The following is a 19749-nucleotide window of genomic DNA, read 5'->3' as shown; positions in this document are numbered from 1 at the left end:
TCCCTCCGCTACGCCCGCGGGTGCGCGGCGGCGTAGGCGGTCCTCAATCGCGCGGACTCTACCCGAGTGTAGATCTGCGTCGTGCTGATGGTGCTGTGCCCCAGGAGCTCCTGGATCGCGCGCAGGTCCGCGCCGCCGTCGAGCAGATGGGTGGCGAACGAGTGGCGCAGCGCGTGCGGCGACACCCCGCCCTGGAGGCCGACCAGGCGGGTCCACACACGCAGGCGCCGGCGCACGTCGGACGTCGACAGCCGGCGGCCGGATTTCGAGACGAAGAGCGCTCGCATGTCCTTGTCATCGACCAGAACGGCCCGACCCCGCTCCAAGTAGCGCGAAACGGCGGCCAGCGCGGCCTCCCCGGCGGGCACGATGCGGGTCTTGCGGCCCTTGCCCTCGACGCGCAGCTGCTCGGAGTCGAACTCCACCGCCTCCACGTCCAGGCGGATGATCTCCTCGGCCCGCAGGCCACAGGCGTAGGCCAGCTCGAACAGCGCGCGGTCGCGCAGCTCCAGCGGCGTCGACGTGGGGATCCGGTCCAGCAGCGCGGCCAGCTCGTCGGGCTTGAGCACCCGCGGCAGCTTCTGCGCCTTCTTGGGCGACTGGACGAGGTCGGCGGGGTTCTGGGCCACGTGCCCGTGTTCGCGCATCGTTCGGTAGAACGCGCGCAACGCCGCGAGCTTGCGGGCCGTGGAGGTCGGCGCGAACCCGCGCTCGGTCAGCGTGGCCGCGTAGCGGCGCAGGATGCGCGTCGTCACCGCGGTGGGCTCGACCTGGGTCCCGGTCGCCCAGTCGGCGAACTGGGCCACGTCGGCGCCGTACTCGGCGCGTGTGCGCTCGGCCACGCCGCGGCGGCGCAGGTCGGCGTCGAACAGCGCGCGGGCGTCCAGCCAGGCCGGGCTGCCGGCACCCCTAGGCTGGTGCGTCGTGGCCGTCTTCTTCATCGACACCGGCACCGGTCAGGTCGCCACCCAACGCCAGCTCATCGAGGCGCACGTCGCCTCCGAGGATGGGCAGGTGCCGCGACCGTGGCATCGCATCCAGGGCACGGACGACGCGACCACCATGTGGTACGCCGTGATGCGCAAGCAGGAGAAGGGGATCTTCATCGGCAGCCTGGTGTTTCGCCACACGCCCCACCATGCCCTGCTCCTGGAGCGCGGCTGGCAGGAGGTTCCCGTCGAGGAGATGCGGGATCAGTCGATGTAGATCGGAGCGCCGACCGGGACCTGGTCGTAGAGCTCTTCGACGTCGGGGATCCGCATTCCGACGCAGCCGTGTGACGCCGCCGATCCGATCGTGCCGTAGGCCGACGGGTCGATGCCGTGGATGCCGGCGCCGTCGAAGATGCCCATCCAGCGCGCCTTGAGCGGGTTCTCGGGCGTGCCGCCCGGGACGACGGTGCCGGCCAGATCGCCGGTCCAGTCGGAGTAGGGCACGTTCCAGGCCGGGTTGACGGCCTTGTTCTGGATGTGGTACAGCCCGGCCGGGGTCTCCAGGCCCTGCTGCCCGACGCGCACGTCGTAGGTCTTGGACAGCTTCAGGCCCTTGAACAGGCGCAGCTTGAAGTTCGCGCGGTCGACGGTCAGCACCACCGGGTAGCTCTCGGCCAGGTCGGCGGTCGACGTCTTCGGGGCGACCTCGGCCACCTTCGCGGTGAAGGTGCGCTTGCCGCCGGGCTCGGTGATCGAGCGGCTGATCTTGCGCGTCAGCTTGTTGGAGCGCAGGACGGCGCCGTCCTTGCTCTGCGTGCCGGTCAGGCTCGTGTCGGAGTACTCGAGCGTCGCGTCGACGGGCTCGGTGTCGACCTTGTCCTTGATCCCGGCGACGAAGTCCGTGACCGCCGACTCGTCGTAGGTGACCTGCGCGGCGATCGTCGCGTTGACCTTGCCGCCGGTGGCCTCGCGCCACGCGTGCTGGATGACGTTGCCCTCTTCGCTGCGGCTGACGGCCTCGTCGACCCACTCGTCCACGTTGGCCTGGATGCCGGCCTGCTTGGCGGTGAGCTTGAACTTCTCCCCGTCGTACTTGACGGTGATCGGCTTGTCCAGCGGCGCGACCATCGCGTCCTGCACGGCGGTCCGCGCCTCGGCGGCGGTCATGCCGCTCACGTCGACGGTTCCGATCTTGACGCCGTCGGCGATCTTGTCCTTGGACTTGGCCGAGAAAACGGCCACGGCAACGGCCAGTCCACCGAGCACAAGCACGGCAACAGCGGTGACGATCATCAACGGTCGGCGCATCCCGCTGCGCAGGATAGATAAGCCGGAGGCCGCCTTACCAGGTTTGCAATCCGGTCGTCAGTCCGATTGGGCGCGTTCGGACTCTCGCTCCGGAATTGCGGCCTCGCGTTCGAGGGCGTCCAGCGACCGGCGCAGCTCGGCGATCTGCTCGCGCGACGGCCGCCAGTCGGCGTCCGCGTCGCGGCGCACGCTCGGGCTCCAGCGCAGGAAGTCCTCGACCTCGCGCTCGTAGCGGTACGGGCCCAGGCCGTCGCGCAGCAGGGGCGCCAGGCGCTGGTGCTCGCGCAGCTGCTCGACGGTCTCGCGGCTGGTGTGGCGCAGGCGGTAGCCGGTCGCCTTGAAGCGCCGGTTGTCCAGGCCGCGGCCGAAGCGCAGCTCGCTGAGCAGCTCCGGCGGGATGCGCACGCCCAGGCGCTTGGCGATGGGCAGGGCCAGGCTGGTCCCCCAGGGCGGCAGCAGCGGCGCGACCGGCTTGCCCAGCAGGCCGGCCACCTCGCTGAGCGCGAGCACGCCGTCGCCGGCGACGTTGAAGACGCCGGGCAGGTCGTCGGTGACCGCGTGCGTCAGGGCGCCGGCGACGTCCTCCTCGTGGACGAACTGCAGGCGCGGATCGAAGCCCAGGATCATCGGCACCACCGGCAGCGACAGCAGCTGCCCCAGCGACGTGCGCATGTCCGGCCCCAGCCCGTGGGCGAAGCGCAGCACGGTGACCGTCGTCTGCGGGTGCTTGGCGGCGAAGTCCCCGACCGACGCCTCGGCCTCGACGATGTCGCGCTCGATCGGCGTCTGCGGCGCGCGCTTGCGGCGCACGTCCTCGGTGAAGAACGCGGGGTCGTCCTGCTGGGCGCCGTAGTACAGCGCCGAGGAGCGGAACACGACCTTGCGCACGGTCGTGTCCGGCCCCGTGCACGAGGCCAGGATGTTCATCGTCCCGATCACGTTGTTCTCGTGCGTCTTGCGCGACGAGGTGGTGATCGAGTCCGTGACCAGGCGGGTGTCGACGACCGTGTCGATCTCGGCGCCCTGGACGATGCGGCGGATCAGCGTGTGGTGATCGGCGACCTGCACGAACTCCGTGCGCTCGAGCTCGACCTTGGGCGGCGTGCGGTCGATCCCGATGATCGCCTCGATGCTCTCGTCGGCCTCCAGGGCCTGGGCCATGCGCCCGCCCCAGAAGGTCGACAGGCCGGTGATGAGGACGCGACGCGAGGGCATCCAGTCAGCCGAGCCAGACGCTCTTGCGCTTGGCCAGCATGTCGAACAGCTCTTCCTGGATGCGCACGCGGATCTCCTGGGCGACCTCCTGGACCAGGCCGGTGTCCTCCCACGGCTCGCTGCCCATGTCGTCGGTGCGGATCGGCTCCAGGAAGCGGATCGAGAACTTCGCCGGCAGGAACGTCAGGCCCGCCGCGGCGCCCAGCCACGGGAACGTCGGCGTGATCGGGAAGTAGATCAGCCGGGTGAGCTTCTGGAAGGCGCCGACGTGGGCGAAGATCGGCTGGGCCTCCTCGGCGCCGACGACGGCGATCGGCACGATCGGCACGCCCGCCTTCATCGCCGTCTCCACGAAGCCGCCGCGGCCGAAGCGGCGCAGGCGGTAGCGGTCCTTGTAGAGCTTCTCGGAGCCCTTGCGGCCCTCGGGGAAGACGAGCGCGAGCTGGCCCTCGTCGGCCAGCAGGCGATGCGCGTTGGCCGGGTGGGCGGGGACGCAGCCGATCTTGCTGACCAGCATCGACAGGCCCGGGTAGCCCTTGAAGAAGTTCTCCACCAGGGGGCGCACGAGGCGCGGGTGCGGGTGCTCCTCCTTGATCGCCTTGGTGATCATGGCCGCGTCGGGCGGGAGCGCGCCGGCGTGGTTGGAGACGAGCAGCGCGCCGCCCTCGGAGGGCACGTGCTCGATGCCCTCGACCGAGACCCGGAACCAGATCCGGTAGTAGAACTCGAACAGGGTCTTGTCGAACAGATCCTCGATGCGCTCGGACTTGCCCCAGTCGTCCAGCTGGCGCTCGGGCTCGATCCCCGGCAGCAGGTCGCGCGGGTCGACGGTGGCCAGCGCGGCGCTCTGCGACGGGGCGTCGATGCTGCCGGTGGGCTCTTCGTAGACGGGCGTGTCCTGGGCCATCAGGCCGCGAGCCTACCCGCGAACGGCCGATCCGAGTACCGGCGCGAGCTTCGTCTCCAGCTCCGACCAGTCATCGGCGGCGATCACGTCCTCGACCTCGCACAGGTCGTGGTTCCACGGGTGGCGCAGCGTGGCGACGACGATGCCGACCTCCAGCGCCTGCTCGATGTTGCGCGGCGAGTCGTCGATCAGCACGTCGATCGCGATCTCCTGGCAGCGCGAGACCTTGTCGAAGGAGCAGTGCAGATCGTCGAAGGGCAGGTCCAGCTTGGTCAGCCACTGCTCGGTCGCCTGGTGGCAACCCTCCTGGCGGTGGCTGGTGATGTGGATGAAGTGGCCGGCGTCGTGCCAGCGCCGGACGGTCTCCACGGCTCCCGGGTACGGGTCGCCGGCCAGGATCGCCGCGTCGCTGTGCGTCTCGGCGATGCACACCTCGAGCTGCTTGGGCTTCAGGCGGGTGACGCCCCAGTCGAACTGCTCCTCGTAGGGCAGCTCGATGCCGAAGCGGCGGCGGGCCGCGTCGGACAGGCGGTCCCAGTAGTGGTGCAACGTTGAGTCGATGTCGATGGCGATGCGCATGTGTGGCGGCTCCCAGGGCGTATTCTAGAAGCGCGTATGAGCGGCTCCTGGCTGGACGTCGATTGGGCGCAGCACACCCGCTGGGTCGAGGTCGCCGGCGCGCCGGTCAACGTCGTCGAACTGGGCTCCGGCGACCCCGTGGTCCTGATCCACGGGCACTCGGGGGCCTGGCAGAACTGGCTCGAGCAGATCCCGGTCCTGGCCGCGTCCGGACGCCGCGTGATCGCCCTGGATCTCCCAGGCTTCGGCGCCTCGCCGCTCCCGGTCGAGCCGATCACCATGTCCGGGTACGCCCGCATCGTCGACGCGCTGCTGGCCCAGCTGGAGGTCAGCGCCGCGGCCGTCGTGGGCAACTCGATGGGCGGCTTCGTGGGCGCCGAGCTGGCGATCCAGTTCCCCCACCGCGTCGAGCGGCTCGAGCTGGTCTCCGCGGCGGGCGTGGCCACGAAGTACATCGGCTTTCCGCTGGCGGTCATGGCCCGCTACTCCGAGACGGTGATCGGCCGCGTCGGACCGCTGCTGACGCCGGAGGCCGCCCGCACCGAGCGCGTCGCCCGCCGCCGGCGGCTGCGGCGCCTGGGCTTCACGCTGCTGTCCCCGCATCCGGAGCTGATCGACCCGCGCCTGTTCTACGAGAACACGCTGGCCTCGGGGGCCAAGCCGGGCGCGGGACGCGCCGCGGCGGAGATCGCCCGCTACGACTTCCGCGACCGGCTGCCCGAGATCGCCTGCCCGACGCTGATCGTGTGGGGCGACCGCGACCGCATCGTGCCGCCGTCCTCGGCCGAGGAGTTCGCCCGGCTGATCCCCGACTCGCGCATCGTCGTCTTCGAGGACACGGGCCACGTCCCGATGATGGAGGAGCCCGATCGCTTCAACCAGCTGACGATCGACTTCCTCGACGAGCAGCCGGGCGAGGACGTGGACGACACCTCGGAGGCCGCGTGAGCGGCGAGTGGCTGGGCGTCGACTGGCACGCCCATCAGCGCTGGGTCGAGGTGGACGGCGCGCCCGCCGACGTGATCGAGCTGGGCGACCCGGACGGGGCGCCGGTGGTCTTCGTCCACGGGCTGGGCGGCCGCTGGGCCAACTGGCTGGAGAACCTGGTGCCGCTGGCCGACAGCGGGCATCGCGTGATCGCGATGGACCTGCCCGGCTTCGGCGCGTCCCCCATGCCCCGCGAGGACATCTCGATCCCCGGCTACGGCCGCTGGCTGGCGGCGCTGCTGGAGACGCTCGGCGTGCGCTCGGCGGCGCTGGTGGGCAACTCGATGGGCGGGTTCATCGCGGCGGAGGTGGCGATCCAGCAGCCGGCGCTCGTCGACCGGCTGGTGCTCGTGTCGGCCGCGGGCATCACGTCGGAGAAGCAGCGCTCCGATCAGCTGCTGGGCGCGCTGTACCGGGCCGAGGCGCTGTCGGCCTACCTGACCGGCGCCGTCGTCGCGCGGGCCGCCTGGCTGGCCCGCCGGCCCGCGTTGCGGCGCCGGGCGATGTGGTTCGTGGCCCGCCATCCGGAGAGCCTGTCCCCCGCCCTGGCCTACGAGCAGATCGCCGGGCTGGGCACGCCGGGGTTCCTGCCCGCGCTGGACGCCTGCAGCGACTACCCGATCCGCGACCGGCTGCCCGAGATCGCCTGCCCGACGCTGATCGTGTGGGGTCGCGACGACATGATCGTTCCCGTCCGCGACGCCGACGAGTTCGCGCGGCTGATCCCCGACGCGCGCAAGGTCGTGTGGGACGACACCGGTCACGTGGCGATGCTCGAACGGCCCGACGAGTTCAACGCGCTGCTGACCGAGTTCCTGGCCGGCGCGGTGCCGGCGGCCGCTACGCCGTCGTGACGGCGCCGCGCGAGGCGGTCGAGACGAGCTTGGCGTACTTGGCCAGGACGCCCGTGCTGTCGGGGCTGACCGGGGCGTCGTAGGCGGCCACGCGGGCGGCGATCTCCGCGTCGGAGAGGTCGACGTCGAGGCGCCGGTTGTCGACGTCGATCGTGACCATGTCGCCCTCGCGCACGGCGGCGATCGGGCCGCCCTTGTGCGCCTCGGGTGAGACGTGGCCGACGGTGAAGCCGTGGGTGGCGCCCGAGAAGCGGCCGTCGGTGATCAGCGCGACGCTGTCCCCCAGGCCGAGCCCGTTGATGGCGGCGGTGACCGCGAGCATCTCGCGCATGCCGGGGCCGCCCACCGGGCCCTCGTTGCGGATGACGACGATGTCGCCTTCGTTGAGGGTGCGGTGCGTGACGGCCTCCATCGCGTGCCCCTCGTCCTCGAACACGCGCGCCGGGCCGGTGTGCTTGCGGCGCTTGTGGCCGGCCAGCTTGACCACGCAGCCTTCGGGCGCGAGGTTGCCGCGCAGGATGGCCAGGCCGCCGGTGGCCTTCAGCGGCTGGTCGAGCGGGAGGATCACCACCTGTCCCTCGGTCTCGACGGAGGCGTCGGCCAACGCGCCGATCGTCGAGCCCAGCACCGACGGCGTGTCGCGGTGCAGGACCCCGAGCTCGTCCAGGCGCTTGGCCAGGACCGCGGTGCCGCCGGCCTGGTACATGTCGACGGCGTTGTAGCGGCCGCCGGGGCTGAGGTCGCAGATCAGCGGCGTGGACTCCGAGATGCGGTCGAAGTCGTCGATGTCCAGCTCGACGCCCATCTCGTGGGCGACGGCCAGCAGGTGCAGCACGCCGTTGGTCGAGCCGCCGCTGGCGGTGATCGCGGCGATCGCGTTCTCGATCGACTGCCGGGTGATCAGGTCGTGCGGGCGCAGGTTGCGGCGCAGCACGTCCATCACGAGCACGCCGGTGTCGTAGGCCACCTGGGCCTTGCTGGCCTCCTGGGCGGGCACGCCGGACGGGCCCATCGCGCTGATGCCCATCATCTCGAAGGCCATCGCCATCGTGTTGGCGGTGAAGTGACCGCCGCAGGCGCCGGCACCGGGCGAGGCGACGGACTCCAGCTCGTTGAGCTCCTCCGGGGTCATCGTGCCGGCGGCGACCTTCCCGACCGCCTCGAAGACCTCCATGATCGACACGTCCTGGCCCTGGAAGCGGCCGGGCGGGATCGAGCCGCCGTAGAGCATCACGCTGGGGACGTCGAGCCGCGCCAGCGCCATCACCGTGCCGGGGATCGTCTTGTCGCAGCCGCTGAGCGCGACGACCGCGTCGAACAGGTAGCCGCGCGCGGTCAGCTCGATCGAGTCGGCGATCACCTCGCGGCTGATCAGCGACGTCTTCATGCCCGACGTGCCCATCGTGATGCCGTCGGAGATGGCGATCGTGTTGAACTCCATCGGCGTGCCGCCGGCCGCGCGGATGCCCTCCTTGACCTTGGCGGCCAGCGCGCGCAGGTGGAAGTTGCAGGGCATCGCCTCGATCCACGTCGAGGCGACGCCGATGATCGGCTTGCCCAGGGCCTCGTCGTCGAAGCCGATGCCCTTCAGGTAGGTGCGCGCCGCCGCCCGCTCCGGGCCTTCGGTCAGCGCACGCGAGCGGTGCTTGAGGTCGAACGCGTCCGGCGGGCTCACGGAGCGGAGACGCTGCCGTGGCCGGTGCGGCGTTCGCGCGCGGCCCGCTGGCGCTCCCACTCCGACAGGCGCCACAGATCCCGCGCGACCTGCTTGGGATCGACCTGGCGCCCGGGCAGGTGCATGTTGGACTCGGAGATCAGCCGCCGCTCGTCGCCGGTCAGCGCCATCCACTTGGCCAGCGCGTCGTCGGAGTCGGGCAGGCGGGCCGAGCCGTACGGGCGCGTCTGGTCGGGGAACTCGACGCAGTACTCGTTCAGCAGCCGCCGCGTCTGGGGCAGGAAGGCCACGATCGGCTTGTGCGGGTAGATCAGGTAGGCGTACGGCGCGCCGTCCAGCGGCTGACGGGCCGCGCCGCGCCGCGGGCCGTCGGACATCGTGCCCCACACCCGGATGAACCCGAGCTCGCGGTACATGTCCCATTCCTCGGCGTTGACGCACGAGCGCAGCAGCTCACGGGCGCGCTGCTCGGCCCGCCGCTCGCGACCGGGGTCGTAGTCGAAGGAGGGCACCCGCGCCCGCCGCGCCTTGTGGCGCTCGATCGCCTCGGAGATCGTCGGCCACGACACCTCCCACAGCAGCGCGATGATCACGATGCCGGCTGCGCAGAGGGCCAGGATCATGACGCGGGGACGGCCTAGCGGCCGCCGGAGGCCTTCGGGAAGAAGATCACGCGCTCGGCGTCACGCGGCACCTCGGCGAAGTCGCGCACCATCTGCGCCTGTCGCCGTCCGGACCGCCCCGACGTGGGCACCGCGGCCCACATGCCCTGGTCCAGCTGCTCGCGGAAGGCGTCGATCAACGCGCGCTCCTCATCGGGCACTTCCACGTCACCTTCAGCGAGGAGAACCTCACCGTGACCGGGCTTCATCCTGAGCAGCCGCATACGCCTTGCCGCGATTATGACAAAGGGTCCAAGGGTTCACGCGTCAACCCGAGCACGTCGACCGGACCCGGACCGTGGCCGATGTCGCGCAGCCCGTCGCGCACCGCCTCCCCCGCCAGCCGCCGCGCGGTCCGCGCGGCCTCCACCAGCGCGTCGCCGTGCGCCAGCCGCGCCGCCAGGACCGACGAGTGCGTACAGCCCGATCCGTGCGCCGCCCCGCCCGGGTGGTGCTCGCCCGGGATCACGGTCAGCGTCTCCCCGTCGAACAGCAGGTCGCTGACCGTCTCGCGATGGCCGCCGGTGATCACCACCGCCCGCGGCCCGAGCGCGTGGATCGCCCGCACCAGCGCCTCGGCGCCCGCATCGTCCAGCGGCGCATCGGTCCTCGGCGCCCGGGCCAGCACCCGCGCCTCGGCCACGTTGGGCGTGACCACGGTGGCCAGCGGCAGGATCTGGTCGCGCAGCGCCTGCTCGGCGTCGGGTTCCAGCAGTCGCCCGCCCGACTCGGAGACCATCACCGGATCGACGACCACGGGCGTCCCCGCCGGCAACGCGCGCAGCGCCGCCGCGACCGCCTCGATCGTGGCCACCGAGCCGAGCATCCCGACCTTGACCGCGTCGACGCCGATGTCCTGGACCACCGCGTCGACCTGCCCGCGGATGATCTCCGGCGCGACCGCCGCGACCGCCCGCACCTCGACGGTGTTCTGCACGGTGATCGCCGTGATCGCGGTCATCCCGTGCACCCGGCAGCGCGCGAACGCCTTGAGATCGGCCTGGATCCCGGCGCCCCCGCCGGAGTCAGAACCGGCGATGGACAGGACGCGGGGAATCGCCATGGGGCGCGCAGCGTAGTCACGCCTGCTCCCCGAGCGTCGGCTCGTAGCGCCCGCCCACCACCCGCCGCACGTGCCCGGCGAGCTCGAGCTCGGCGAGCCCGGCCAGCGCGACCGTCACCGGGAAGCCGGCGGCGGCCAGCGCGTCCGCGGTCTGCGCGCCGCCGGCCAGGGCCTCGTGCAGCGCGCGCAGGTGCGCGGGCACGCCGGCGCCGGCCGGCCGGCGCCGCTGCCACGCGCCCACGCCACAGGCGACGTCCAGCGCGTCCTCGGCGTGGCGGATGACGTGGGCGCCATCGGCCAGCAACGCGTTGGGCCCGCGCGCCAGCGGCGACGTGACGTGGCCGGGCACCGCGCCCACGTCGCGGCCCAGATCCCGCGCGAACTCGGCCGTGATCAGCGACCCCGACCGTTCCATCGCCTCGACGACCACCGTCAGCCGCGACAGCGCGGCGATCACCCGGTTGCGCGCCGGGAAGCACCACCGGTGCACGGCGCTGCCCGGCGGCAGCTCGGAGATCACCGCGGCGCACCGGCGGAGGTCGCGGTGCAGTCGCTGCTTGCTGGGCGGATAGGCCCGCTCGGCGCCGGAGGCCAGCACCGCCACCGTGCTCGCGCCGCCCTCGAGCGCCCCCACATGGGCGGCGGAGTCGATGCCCAGGGCCATGCCGCTGACCACCGTCACGTCGGCGACGGCCAGCCCCCGGCCCAGCCCGCGCGCCACCTCGAGACCGTAGGAGGACGACCGCCGCGCCCCGACGACCGCGACGGCCGGCTGACCGGGAGCGGTCAGGGCGACGAACCGATCGACGTCGCCGGCGACGTGCAGCATCGCCGGTGCATCGGGCAGCTCGGCCAGCGTGGCCGGGTAGCGCGGGTCGTGGCGGCAGATGGCGGTCAGCCCGGTCGCCGTCAGGGCCGCCAGCGCCTCCTCCCGCCGAAATCGCCGGTAGGCCACGCCCACCGCCGCTGGTGCCGAGGCCGCCTGCATCAACCCGGCGTCGTCGAGCGCGAGCAGCAGCGGGATGCGCCCGCCGCGGGCGTGGCGGGCGATCTCGATGCGTCCGGCCAGCGCGCCCACGAGCCAGGTGCGCCGCAGGCACGGTCCGCAGGGCAGGTCCGTGTCGGGGTGGGGTCCCGAGGATGCGACCAACGCGAGCACGGTCATGCGGCCGCCTGGGCGTCGGAGACCTGCAGCTGCCGCAGGTTGATGGCCAGCAGGATGTCCGCGGACTCCACGCGCGCCCGTCCGTTGATGTCCGCGATCGTCCGCGCCACGCGCAGGATGCGGTCGTGCCCGCGGGCGCTGACGTAGTCGCGCTCGTAGGCGCGGGCCAGCACGTCGCGCGCCCGCGCCCCCAGCGGCACGAGCCGCCGCACCATCGACGGGTCCATGTGGGCGTTGCAGCTCACCCCGGTCCCCGCCAGGCGTTCGGCCTGACGCTCGCGTGCGGCCAGCACCGACGCGCGAACGGTCGCGGAGTCGGTCGTGGGCCCGCCGGCCAGCTGCGCCGCCGTCGGGCGCTGGACGTCGACGACCACGTCGAGCCGATCGAGCAGCGGACCGCTCAGCCGGCGGCGATGCCGCGCGTGGTCGCTCTCGGTGCAGCGGCAGCGCGCCTCGTCCGGGGCGAAGCCGCACGGGCACGGGTTCGTCGCCGCCACGAGCATCATGCGGGTCGGGAAGATCGCCGTGCGCTGCCCGCGGACGATCGCCACGTGGCCGTCCTCCAAGGGCTGACGCAACGCCTCCAGCGTGCCGCGATGGAACTCGCTCAGCTCGTCCAGGAACAGCACCCCATGGTGGGCGAGCGTCGCCTCGCCGGGTGTCGGCCCGATCCCCCCGCCGACGAGCCCGGACGGCGAGATCGAGTGGTGCGGCGCGCGGAACGGCCGGGCGGCGATCAAGCCACCGCCCCAGCGCGCGCCGACGACGGAGTGGATGCGCGTGACCTCGATCGCCTCCTCCTCGGTCAGCGCCGGCAGGACGCCCGCGATCCGGCGGGCCAGCATCGTCTTCCCCGTTCCCGGCGGTCCCTGCATGAGCAGGTTGTGCCCGCCCGCCGCGGCGATCGTCAGCGCCTCTACCGCAGCGCGCTGACCGAGGACGTCGGCCAGGTCCGGCGTGTCGTCGCGCTCGGGCGCCGGCGCGTGCGGGATCTCCGGCGCCGGCTCGAGGCCGCCCAACACACGGGCCAGCTGGCTGAGGCTGTCGATCGCCACGACCTCCAGCCCGCCGACCAGCACCGCCTCGGCCGCCCGCTCGCCGGCGACGATCAACCCGTCCAGACCGTGGCGGGCCGCGGCCTGGGCCACGGCGAGCGTCCCGCGGCAGCCCCGCACCGACCCGCTCAGCGACAGCTCGCCGTAGACCGCGTGCCGAGCGACCGCCTCCGCGCTGACCTGCCCGCTGGCCGCGAGCACCGCGCAGGCGATGGGCAGGTCGAACCCCGACCCGTTCTTGCGCAGATGCGCAGGCGCGAGGTTCACGACGATGCGTCGAAGCGGAAACTCGAAGCCCGAGTTCAGCAGCGCGCCGCGCACCCGCTCGCGCGCCTCGCGCACGGCCAGGTCGCCGAGTCCGACGATGACGAACGCGGGCAGCCCCGGACGGACGTCGACCTCGACGGCCACGGGCCGCGACTCGAGGCCGTCGATGCAGTAGGTGGTGGCACGAGCAAGCACGACGGCGACGCTAGATCGGCGCGTGTTACGGCGCACCACCAATCAGCCACGAAACACGCACGAAACCGCGACGACTTTCCGCGGCCGGCCGGGCTGCGCAAAGTCGTGGCACTTTCGTGCGCCTTCTGGCGCACTCTGGTGGTCCGCCGTAACACGAACACACGTACGGTCGCTGGGCATGTCCGACGACCCCCGACACCGCCTCGGCCGCCTCGGTGAGGACCTCGCCGCCGCCCATCTGCAGCGCCGCGGGTACGCGCTGGTCGCCCGCAACCACCGCACGCGCTTCGGCGAGCTCGACCTGATCGGCTACGACGGCCACACGTTGGTCTTCGCCGAGGTCAAGACACGGCGGGCCGGCTCGGGAACGCCGTGGGACGCGCTGGGCGAGACCAAGCGCCGACAGGTGCGGCGCATGGCCAGCGCCTGGTTGGCCGAGACCACGGACCGACCGCGTTCCGCGGAGCTGCGCTTCGACGCGATCGGGATCGTCATCGACGGCCAGGGCCGCCTCGTGCGCCTCGACCATCTCGAGGGCGCGTTCTGATGAGGATCGGACTCCTACAGCGCGAGCTGCTGGTACGCGGCCGACTGGAACGACAGTCGGTGCAGCGGCGAGACGCCAAGCCGCTGGATCGCCTCACGATGCTCGGGCGTGGAGTAGCCGACGTGCTCGTCGAAGCCCCAGCCGGGATGCGTGTGCGCGGCGCGGTGCATGAAGCGGTCGCGCGAGACCTTGGCGACGATGGAGGCCGCCGCGATCGCGGCGCTGGTGGCATCGCCGTCAACGATGTGCCGGCACTCCAGCTCGAAGTCCGCGCCCAGGGAGAAGCCGTCGCTCAGGCACAGGCACCCGGGCACGGCCACCCCGCGCAGCGCGTCGCGCAGCGCCGCGAGGTTCGTGCGATGCAGCCCGCGCTGGTCGATCCCGCCGGCGCAGCGCGACACGACGTGGACACGCGTGGCGATGCGCATGACCCGCGGGTAGAGCTCCTCGCGCGCCTCGTGGCTGTGCTGCTTGGAGTCGTTCAGCAGCGAGAGCGCGCGGACGTCCGACGGGCGCAGGCGCTCCAGGTCGAACAGCACCGCGGCAGCCACGAGCGGGCCGGCCAGGCAACCGCGACCGGCCTCATCCGCGCCCGCGACGAAGCGCCGCTCGAAGCGGCGATCGTGCTGGAACAGCCGCCGGCCACGCTTGGCCGGAGTGCGCTTAGAGGAGCCCGATGCGGTCTGGCGGCCAGTACGTCGCGAAGGCGCCACCGATGATCCAGTCTCGGGGGACGGGCCCCCAGAAGCGGCTGTCGTCGGACTCTCCACGGTTGTCGCCCATCATGAACCAGTGGTCGGGCGGAACCGTGATCTCGTCCATGAAGGTGCAGTCGCCGCCCACGCCGCATTCGTTGATGAACGGCTCGTCCTGGCGCTTGCCGTTGAGGATCACGTGACCGTTCTCGATCGCGATCTTGTCCCCGGGCCCGGCGACGACGCGCTTGATGTAGTTCGTGTCGAGCTTCTGCGCGGTCGGCTTGTCGCAGGGCCTCTCGGTCCCGCGACCGGCCTCAGGATCGCCGCACGTGTCCGACTCCGCCCCCTTGGGCGGGTGGAACACGAGGATCTCGCCGACCGACGGATCGCCGAAGTTGTTGCCGATGCGGTTGACCAGCACGCGCTGGCCGACCTCGAGCGTCGGAACCATCGACGGAGAGGGAATGCGATACGGCTTGACCAGGAAGGCCTGGATGCCCAGCGCAAGGCCGAGCGCTACCGCAATGATGATCGCCAGTTCGAGGAACCACGCGCCCGACCAGGGCTCGCGCTTCTTCTTCTTGGCGCTCGTGCTCACGCCTTCTCGTCGGCCGCCGTGTCGGCCTCAGGGGCCGCCTCGGCAGCAGGCTCCGCGGACGCCTCGGCATCGGGCTCCACGGTCTCCGTCGCGACCTCGGCCGGCGTCTCGACGGCTTCCGGCTCGGCCGCGATGGCCTCGTCGGCGCTGACGCCCTCGGCGTCGATCGCACCGGTCTCGGCGGCAGCTGCCGCCTCCGCCTCGGCCGCGGCGACCGGGTCATGAAGCAGACCCGGCTCGACGACCTGCTCCGGGCCGACGTAGCGACGCTCGCGCACGCGGGCCCGCTTGCCGACGCGATCGCGCAGGTAGTAGAGCTTCGCGCGACGGACGTCACCGCGGGCGGAGATCTCGATGCGCTCGATCTTGGGCGAGTGCACGGGGAACGTGCGCTCGACACCCACGCCGAACGACTGCTTGCGCACGGTGAAGGTCTCGCGGACGCCGTGACCCTGGCGCTTGATGACGACACCCTCGAACACCTGGGTGCGGCGGCGCGTGCCCTCGATCACCTGGAAGTGGACGCGGACGCGGTCGCCGGCCTGGAAGTTGGGGACCCGGCGCAGCTGAGCGCGCTCGAGGCTTTCGATGACGGTAGACATGAAGAGATTCGCGCAGGCCGTGGTTGTTGGCATGGACCGACCCGGCGGATCGCCCATGGTAGCGGAGCCGGGATCGAGTTCGCCGCGGGACGCCGCTCAGCTGCCGCCGCGCTCGCGGCTGCGATCGCGTCGCCACTGGCGCACATGGGCGTGGTTGCCCGACAGCAGGACGTCCGGGACCGCATGGCCACGCCACTCCGCGGGCCGCGTGTAGTGCGGGTACTCCGGATTGCCGCCCAGCGCTTCGGAGAACGACTCCTCCGCGGCGGAGTCCTCGTGGCCGAGCGCGCCCGGAAGCTTGCGGATGACCGCATCGCAGGCCACCATCGCGGCCAGCTCACCGCCGCTGAGCACGTACCGCCCGACGCTCAGCGTGTCGCTGGCCAGGTACTGGACGATCCGCTCGTCGAAGCCCTCGTAGCGTCCGCACAGGAAGGTGATCGCGGGTTCCGCGACCAGCTCGTTGACGTAGGCGTCGTCGAGCGTGCGCCCGCCAGGGGTCAGCGCGATGACGCGGCGCTGCTCGCGCACCGTGGTCGCGTCCTCGACGCCGTAGTGGCCGGCCAGCGCCTGCTCCATCACGTCGACGCGCAACACCATCCCGGCGCCGCCGCCGAACGGGGTGTCATCCACCTGACGACCCGACAGGGTCGTGAAGTCCCGCGGGTTCACGCAGGTCAGCCTGGTGCCGCCCTCGCTGGCGTTGCGGACGTGGCGCTGGGTGCGAAACCAGTCGAACCAGTCCGGGAACAGCGTGAAGACGTCGATGTCCATCGCCACGCCTACGCCTCGCCGAGGAAGGTCAGATCGACGTCGATCGTGCGGGCCGCGACGTCCACCGTGCGGACCGCGTCACGCACGAGCGGCACGAGCAGCGTCGAGGCGCCGTCGCGCTCGACCTCCAGCAGCTCGCACGAGGGGTACGCCAGCAGGCGCCGGACGACGCCGACGCGCCGATCACCGTCGACGACGATCGAGCCTTCCAGGTCGGTGGCCCAGTACTCGTCGGCATCGAGCGGGGCGGCGCGGGCGCGCGGGACACGCAGGTCGTGGCCGCGCAGCGCCTCGGCCGCGGTGCGGTCCGTGGCACCGGACAAGCGCAGGATCGGTCGCTGTGGGGTGCCGGAGCGCCGGACGACCGTGCGCTGGACGCCGTCGACCGTCACCTCGGCGCCGAGCTCGAGCAGCTCGGCGCGGGGACGCGACACGTGGAACGAGCCGTCCAGGCCGTGGGGCCGGCCGACGACGCCGACCGTGAGAAGCTCACTCGACGATGTCAACGAGGACGCGGCGGTTTTCTCTCACCGCGGCGGCCTTGACGACCGTGCGCAGCGCGTTTGCCGTGCGCCCACCGCGGCCGATGACCTTGCCGTAGTCGTCATCCGCGACGGCAAGCTCGAGGACGACGGTGCCGTCGTCCTCTTCGAACTGCTCGACCGACACACCCTCGGGCTCGTCCACGAGTCGGCGGGCGAGCTCCTCGAGCAACTCCTTCATCGATCGAGTGGGTTAGGCGATGCCTTGGATGCGCATGAGCTTGCGCACCGTGTTCGTCGGCTGAGCGCCGCGGTCGAGCCAGGCCTTGATGCGCTCTTCGTCGAGCACGATCGTCGACGGCTCGGTCTGCGCGTTGTAGTGACCGACGGTCTCGATCACGCGGCCGTCACGGGGGGACCGCTGGTCGGCGACGACGACGCGCCAGACGGGGTCCTTCTTCCCGCCGATGCGGGTGAGTCGAAGTCGAACCATAGAGCGCTAGAGCGTAGCGGGTCGCTACCGGCCCCCGCCTTGGCGCATCATCGCGCCGAGGTCGGGCATCTTGCCGCGTCCGAGCTGCTGCATGACCTTCTTCATCTGGCCGAACTGCTTGATCAGGCCGTTGACCTGCTGCACCGACGTGCCCGAGCCCTTGGCGATGCGCAGACGGCGCGAGCCGTTGATCACGTCAGGCCGGCGGCGCTCCTCGGTGGTCATCGACAGGATGATCGCCTGGATGCGGTCGATCTCGCGCTCGTCGACCTTGACGTTCTTGAGCTGGTTGCCGGCGAAGCCCGGGATCATCCCCAGCAGCGACTGCAACGGGCCCATCTTCCGCATCATCTTCAGCTGGGACAGGAAGTCCTCGAGGGTGAACTCGCCCTTGCGCATGCGGCGCTCGAGGTCCTTGGCCTGATCTTCGTCGAACTGGTCCTGGGCCTTCTCGATGAGCGACATCACGTCGCCCATGCCGAGGATTCGCTGGGCCATGCGATCCGGGTGGAACCGCTCGAACTGGTCGAGCTTCTCGCCCGTGGACGCGAACAGGATGGGCTTGCCGGTGACCGCCTTGACCGACAGCGCGGCGCCGCCGCGGGCGTCGCCGTCGAGCTTGGACATGACGACGCCGTCGAACTGGACGGCCTCGGCGAACTGCTCGGCGACGTTGACGGCGTCCTGCCCGGTCATCGCGTCGACGACGAGGAGGATCGAGTGCGGCTTGACGACCTTGCGGATGCGCACCAGCTCGTCCATCAGCTCGCCGTCGATGTGCAGGCGGCCGGCGGTGTCGACGATCAGGACGTCCTTGCCGTCCTGCTTGGCCCGGTCCAGCGCCCAGCCGGCGATGTCCACCGGGTCCTTGTCGGTGCCCTGCTCGTAGACGGTCGCGCCTGCCTGCGCGCCGACCTTGATGAGCTGGTCCACCGCGGCCGGGCGATACACGTCGCACGCGGCGACGGCGACCGAGGAGCCGTTCTCCTTGGCCAGGAGCTTGGCCAGCTTGGCCGTGGCGGTCGTCTTGCCCGAGCCCTGCAGGCCGGCCATCAGGATCACGGTCGGCGGGCGCGGCGAGAAGGTGATGCCCGCCGCGGCGCCGCCCATCAGATCGGCCAGCTCGTCGTTGACGATCTTGACGACCTGCTGGCCGGGGTTGAGCTGGCCCAGGACGTCGGCGCCGAGCGCACGCTCCTTGACCTTGGCGGTGAACGACTTGACGACCTTGAAGTTGACGTCGGCCTCGAGCAGCGCGAGGCGGATCTCCCGCATCGCCTTGTTGACGTCGTCCTCGGTCAGCGTGCCGCGGGCACGCACATCGGACAGGGTCGCCTGCAGCTTCTCGGAAAGGGCGTCGAACACGGAGGACCAAGAGTAGAGCTAGCCGTATGGGCGCGATCCAGCCTCGCCTCTAGCGTTGCCGCGGATGCTGCCGCTGCGCCGCCTGCTCTACCTGCTCCTGAGCTTCTGGCTTGGCCTGGCCTGGTTCATCGTCCTGGTGGTCGGGCTGTCGGTCGGCTTCAGCCTGGCCATCACGCTGATCGGGATCCCGCTGTTGATCGGGATGCTGTGGGCGATCCGCTGGATGGCCCAGATCGAGCGGGTGTGCGTCCACGGGCTGATCGGCGTCGACGTCAGCGCGCACTACCGGCGGCCGAAGAGCTCCGGGGTGGGCGCGCAGATCACGACGCGCCTGGGCGACCCGCAGACGTGGAAGGACCTGGTCTACCTGCTGGCGCAGTTCCCGCTGGGCATCCTGTGGTTCACGATCGCGGTGACGCTGGTGTCGGTGTCGGTCGGCCTGACCGCGGCGCCGCTGTACTTCTGGGCGATCCCGGACGGGATCGAGGCCGGCTTCTTCACGATCGACACGCTGCCCGAAGCGCTCCTCGTCGTGCCCGTCGGCCTGCTGGTGGGCTGGGTGACCTGGCACGTGGCCAACGGCCTGGGCGCGCTGCACGGCGGCTGGGCGCGGCTGCTGCTGGCCTCCAGCCCCGACCCCGAGCTGACCGCGCGCGTGGACGAGATGCGCTCCAGTCAGGCCCGCATCATCGAAGCGGCCGACGAGGCCCGCCGGCGGATCGAGCGCGACCTGCACGACGGGGCGCAGCAGCGGCTGGTCGCGCTGTCGCTGAAGCTCGGCATGGCCCGCAAGCGCATGGACAGCGGCGCCGACGGGGCGAGCGCGCTGGTGGCCGAGGCCCACGAGGAGTCCAAGCTGGCGCTCGTCGAGCTGCGCGACCTGGCCCGCGGGATCCACCCGGCGATCCTCACCGAGCGCGGGCTGGGCCCGGCCATCGAGGAGCTGGCCGCGCGGGCGCCACTGCCGGTCACCGTCGACGAGGTGCCGGCGGGCCGGATGTCGCCCAGCGCGGAGGCCGCGGCCTACTTCGTGGTGGCCGAGTGCCTGTCCAACGTGGCCAAGTACGCGCAGGCCGGCCAGGCGAGCGTGCGGGCGCGGCGCGAGATCGGACGGATCGTGGTCGAGGTCGCCGACGACGGGGTCGGGGGCGCGGACCCTGCGGCGGGCACCGGCCTGCGCGGCCTGGCCGATCGCGTGGAGGCGCTCGACGGCGCGCTCACCGTGCGGTCGATCGTCGACGACGGCACGACCGTGCGGGCCGAGATCCCGCTGACGTCGATCGTGGTCTGAGCGCGCGCGGCCGGTGGCCGGCCGCGCGCGTCGAG

24 protein-coding genes are annotated in these 19749 nt (G+C 71.8%); 5 read left to right on the top strand and 19 right to left on the bottom strand.

Annotated elements, in window-relative coordinates:
- Positions 1–8: 8 nt before the first annotated feature.
- Positions 9–941 carry a tyrosine recombinase gene (locus tag ACZ5UI_RS04265; protein WP_464194562.1) on the bottom strand — a complete coding sequence of 311 codons (933 nt, stop codon included), beginning with the start codon at positions 939–941 and terminating at the stop codon, positions 9–11.
- On the opposite strand from ACZ5UI_RS04265, the gene ACZ5UI_RS04260 reads away from it, so the two are divergent.
- Entirely contained in the window at positions 925–1206 is a 282-nt protein-coding gene (locus ACZ5UI_RS04260) for a hypothetical protein (RefSeq protein WP_464194560.1), read from the top strand. The two genes, ACZ5UI_RS04265 and ACZ5UI_RS04260, sit on opposite strands and share 17 nt — an antisense overlap.
- Here ACZ5UI_RS04260 and ACZ5UI_RS04255 read toward each other — a convergent pair.
- The 4 genes from ACZ5UI_RS04255 to ACZ5UI_RS04240 are packed head-to-tail and all read right to left on the bottom strand — an operon-like array spanning position 1194 to position 4941.
- Positions 1194–2240, bottom strand: a complete 1047-nt coding sequence (locus ACZ5UI_RS04255) for a L,D-transpeptidase family protein (RefSeq protein ID WP_464194558.1) — start codon at positions 2238–2240, stop codon at positions 1194–1196. The two genes, ACZ5UI_RS04260 and ACZ5UI_RS04255, sit on opposite strands and share 13 nt — an antisense overlap.
- Before the next feature lie 57 nt (positions 2241–2297).
- Complete coding sequence (locus ACZ5UI_RS04250) at positions 2298–3455, bottom strand: NAD-dependent epimerase/dehydratase family protein (protein ID WP_464194556.1); 1158 nt, start codon at positions 3453–3455, stop codon at positions 2298–2300.
- Between the two features lie 4 nt (positions 3456–3459).
- Positions 3460–4362, bottom strand: a complete 903-nt coding sequence (locus ACZ5UI_RS04245; protein WP_464194555.1) for a lysophospholipid acyltransferase family protein — start codon at positions 4360–4362, stop codon at positions 3460–3462.
- A 12-nt stretch (positions 4363–4374) separates the two neighbouring features.
- Complete coding sequence (locus tag ACZ5UI_RS04240) at positions 4375–4941, bottom strand: 5' nucleotidase, NT5C type (protein ID WP_464194554.1); 567 nt, start codon at positions 4939–4941, stop codon at positions 4375–4377.
- A 36-nt stretch (positions 4942–4977) separates the two neighbouring features.
- Between ACZ5UI_RS04240 and ACZ5UI_RS04235 the strand changes: the two genes are divergently transcribed.
- Positions 4978–5889 carry an alpha/beta fold hydrolase gene (locus tag ACZ5UI_RS04235; protein ID WP_464194552.1) on the top strand — a complete coding sequence of 304 codons (912 nt, stop codon included), beginning with the start codon at positions 4978–4980 and terminating at the stop codon, positions 5887–5889.
- The gene (locus ACZ5UI_RS04230; RefSeq protein WP_464194550.1) at positions 5886–6782 is read left to right on the top strand and encodes an alpha/beta fold hydrolase; all 897 of its coding nucleotides are present in this window, start codon (positions 5886–5888) and stop codon (positions 6780–6782) included. The genes ACZ5UI_RS04235 and ACZ5UI_RS04230 overlap by 4 nt, the downstream gene beginning before the upstream one ends.
- Here the strand turns inward: ACZ5UI_RS04230 and ilvD are convergent.
- The 6 genes from ilvD to ACZ5UI_RS04200 all read right to left on the bottom strand — a co-directional run bounded on the left by ilvD (position 6769) and on the right by ACZ5UI_RS04200 (position 12864).
- A complete protein-coding gene (gene ilvD / locus ACZ5UI_RS04225) occupies positions 6769–8457 on the bottom strand; it encodes a dihydroxy-acid dehydratase (RefSeq protein ID WP_464194548.1) in 1689 nt (562 codons plus the stop codon). The genes ACZ5UI_RS04230 and ilvD overlap by 14 nt on opposite strands.
- Entirely contained in the window at positions 8454–9080 is a 627-nt protein-coding gene (locus tag ACZ5UI_RS04220; RefSeq protein ID WP_464194546.1) for a hypothetical protein, read from the bottom strand. The genes ilvD and ACZ5UI_RS04220 overlap by 4 nt, the downstream gene beginning before the upstream one ends.
- A 14-nt stretch (positions 9081–9094) precedes the next feature.
- Positions 9095–9286, bottom strand: a complete 192-nt coding sequence (locus tag ACZ5UI_RS04215) for a hypothetical protein (RefSeq protein ID WP_464194544.1) — start codon at positions 9284–9286, stop codon at positions 9095–9097.
- A gap of 71 nt (positions 9287–9357) precedes the next feature.
- Entirely contained in the window at positions 9358–10182 is an 825-nt protein-coding gene (gene thiD / locus ACZ5UI_RS04210) for a bifunctional hydroxymethylpyrimidine kinase/phosphomethylpyrimidine kinase (RefSeq protein WP_464194542.1), read from the bottom strand.
- 16 nt (positions 10183–10198) lie between these two features.
- Positions 10199–11347, bottom strand: coding sequence for a DNA-processing protein DprA (dprA, locus tag ACZ5UI_RS04205; protein ID WP_464194540.1), 1149 nt, complete (start codon positions 11345–11347; stop codon positions 10199–10201).
- Positions 11344–12864, bottom strand: a complete 1521-nt coding sequence (locus ACZ5UI_RS04200) for a YifB family Mg chelatase-like AAA ATPase (protein ID WP_464194538.1) — start codon at positions 12862–12864, stop codon at positions 11344–11346. The genes dprA and ACZ5UI_RS04200 overlap by 4 nt, the downstream gene beginning before the upstream one ends.
- 178 nt (positions 12865–13042) lie before the next feature.
- Here ACZ5UI_RS04200 and ACZ5UI_RS04195 point away from each other — a divergent pair, with 178 nt between their 5' ends.
- A complete protein-coding gene (locus ACZ5UI_RS04195; RefSeq protein ID WP_464194536.1) occupies positions 13043–13411 on the top strand; it encodes a YraN family protein in 369 nt (122 codons plus the stop codon).
- Positions 13412–13425: 14 nt separating this feature from the next.
- Here the strand turns inward: ACZ5UI_RS04195 and ACZ5UI_RS04190 are convergent, their stop codons facing one another.
- The 8 genes from ACZ5UI_RS04190 to ffh all read right to left on the bottom strand — a co-directional run bounded on the left by ACZ5UI_RS04190 (position 13426) and on the right by ffh (position 18423).
- Positions 13426–14124, bottom strand: coding sequence for a ribonuclease HII (locus tag ACZ5UI_RS04190; RefSeq protein ID WP_464194534.1), 699 nt, complete (start codon positions 14122–14124; stop codon positions 13426–13428).
- Complete coding sequence (gene lepB, locus ACZ5UI_RS04185) at positions 14075–14707, bottom strand: signal peptidase I (protein ID WP_464194532.1); 633 nt, start codon at positions 14705–14707, stop codon at positions 14075–14077. The genes ACZ5UI_RS04190 and lepB overlap by 50 nt, the downstream gene beginning before the upstream one ends.
- Complete coding sequence (gene rplS / locus ACZ5UI_RS04180; RefSeq protein ID WP_464194530.1) at positions 14704–15309, bottom strand: 50S ribosomal protein L19; 606 nt, start codon at positions 15307–15309, stop codon at positions 14704–14706. The genes lepB and rplS overlap by 4 nt, the downstream gene beginning before the upstream one ends.
- A gap of 96 nt (positions 15310–15405) precedes the next feature.
- The gene (trmD, locus tag ACZ5UI_RS04175) at positions 15406–16083 is read right to left on the bottom strand and encodes a tRNA (guanosine(37)-N1)-methyltransferase TrmD (RefSeq protein WP_464194528.1); all 678 of its coding nucleotides are present in this window, start codon (positions 16081–16083) and stop codon (positions 15406–15408) included.
- A gap of 8 nt (positions 16084–16091) precedes the next feature.
- Complete coding sequence (gene rimM, locus ACZ5UI_RS04170) at positions 16092–16517, bottom strand: ribosome maturation factor RimM (protein ID WP_464194526.1); 426 nt, start codon at positions 16515–16517, stop codon at positions 16092–16094.
- A 55-nt stretch (positions 16518–16572) separates the two neighbouring features.
- Entirely contained in the window at positions 16573–16806 is a 234-nt protein-coding gene (locus tag ACZ5UI_RS04165) for a KH domain-containing protein (protein ID WP_464194524.1), read from the bottom strand.
- A gap of 12 nt (positions 16807–16818) precedes the next feature.
- Entirely contained in the window at positions 16819–17058 is a 240-nt protein-coding gene (gene rpsP / locus ACZ5UI_RS04160; protein ID WP_464194522.1) for a 30S ribosomal protein S16, read from the bottom strand.
- Positions 17059–17082: 24 nt separating this feature from the next.
- On the bottom strand, positions 17083–18423 hold the full coding sequence (gene ffh / locus ACZ5UI_RS04155; RefSeq protein WP_464194520.1) for a signal recognition particle protein: 1341 nt from the start codon (positions 18421–18423) through the stop codon (positions 17083–17085).
- A 64-nt stretch (positions 18424–18487) separates the two neighbouring features.
- Here ffh and ACZ5UI_RS04150 point away from each other — a divergent pair, with 64 nt between their 5' ends.
- Positions 18488–19714, top strand: a complete 1227-nt coding sequence (locus tag ACZ5UI_RS04150) for a sensor histidine kinase (protein WP_464194518.1) — start codon at positions 18488–18490, stop codon at positions 19712–19714.
- The last annotated feature ends 35 nt before the right edge of the window (positions 19715–19749 follow it).

The organism is Conexibacter sp. JCM 18997 (assembly GCF_055391915.1).
This window is presented reverse-complemented; position numbering and strand designations above follow the sequence as displayed.

What these genes read in the sequence shown, in the direction of transcription:
- trmD (WP_464194528.1), bottom strand. Translation starts at nt 16,083, where the DNA reads ATGGACATCGACGTCTTCACGCTGTTCCCGGACTGGTTCGACTGGTTT.
- ACZ5UI_RS04150 (WP_464194518.1), top strand. Translation starts at nt 18,488, where the DNA reads ATGCTGCCGCTGCGCCGCCTGCTCTACCTGCTCCTGAGCTTCTGGCTT.
- ACZ5UI_RS04220 (WP_464194546.1), bottom strand. Translation starts at nt 9,080, where the DNA reads ATGATCCTGGCCCTCTGCGCAGCCGGCATCGTGATCATCGCGCTGCTG.
- ACZ5UI_RS04240 (WP_464194554.1), bottom strand. Translation starts at nt 4,941, where the DNA reads ATGCGCATCGCCATCGACATCGACTCAACGTTGCACCACTACTGGGAC.
- ACZ5UI_RS04235 (WP_464194552.1), top strand. Translation starts at nt 4,978, where the DNA reads ATGAGCGGCTCCTGGCTGGACGTCGATTGGGCGCAGCACACCCGCTGG.
- ACZ5UI_RS04165 (WP_464194524.1), bottom strand. Translation starts at nt 16,806, where the DNA reads ATGAAGGAGTTGCTCGAGGAGCTCGCCCGCCGACTCGTGGACGAGCCC.
- ACZ5UI_RS04255 (WP_464194558.1), bottom strand. Translation starts at nt 2,240, where the DNA reads ATGCGCCGACCGTTGATGATCGTCACCGCTGTTGCCGTGCTTGTGCTC.
- dprA (WP_464194540.1), bottom strand. Translation starts at nt 11,347, where the DNA reads ATGACCGTGCTCGCGTTGGTCGCATCCTCGGGACCCCACCCCGACACG.
- ACZ5UI_RS04250 (WP_464194556.1), bottom strand. Translation starts at nt 3,455, where the DNA reads ATGCCCTCGCGTCGCGTCCTCATCACCGGCCTGTCGACCTTCTGGGGC.
- ACZ5UI_RS04245 (WP_464194555.1), bottom strand. Translation starts at nt 4,362, where the DNA reads ATGGCCCAGGACACGCCCGTCTACGAAGAGCCCACCGGCAGCATCGAC.
- thiD (WP_464194542.1), bottom strand. Translation starts at nt 10,182, where the DNA reads ATGGCGATTCCCCGCGTCCTGTCCATCGCCGGTTCTGACTCCGGCGGG.
- rplS (WP_464194530.1), bottom strand. Translation starts at nt 15,309, where the DNA reads ATGTCTACCGTCATCGAAAGCCTCGAGCGCGCTCAGCTGCGCCGGGTC.
- ACZ5UI_RS04265 (WP_464194562.1), bottom strand. Translation starts at nt 941, where the DNA reads ATGAAGAAGACGGCCACGACGCACCAGCCTAGGGGTGCCGGCAGCCCG.
- rpsP (WP_464194522.1), bottom strand. Translation starts at nt 17,058, where the DNA reads ATGGTTCGACTTCGACTCACCCGCATCGGCGGGAAGAAGGACCCCGTC.
- ACZ5UI_RS04195 (WP_464194536.1), top strand. Translation starts at nt 13,043, where the DNA reads ATGTCCGACGACCCCCGACACCGCCTCGGCCGCCTCGGTGAGGACCTC.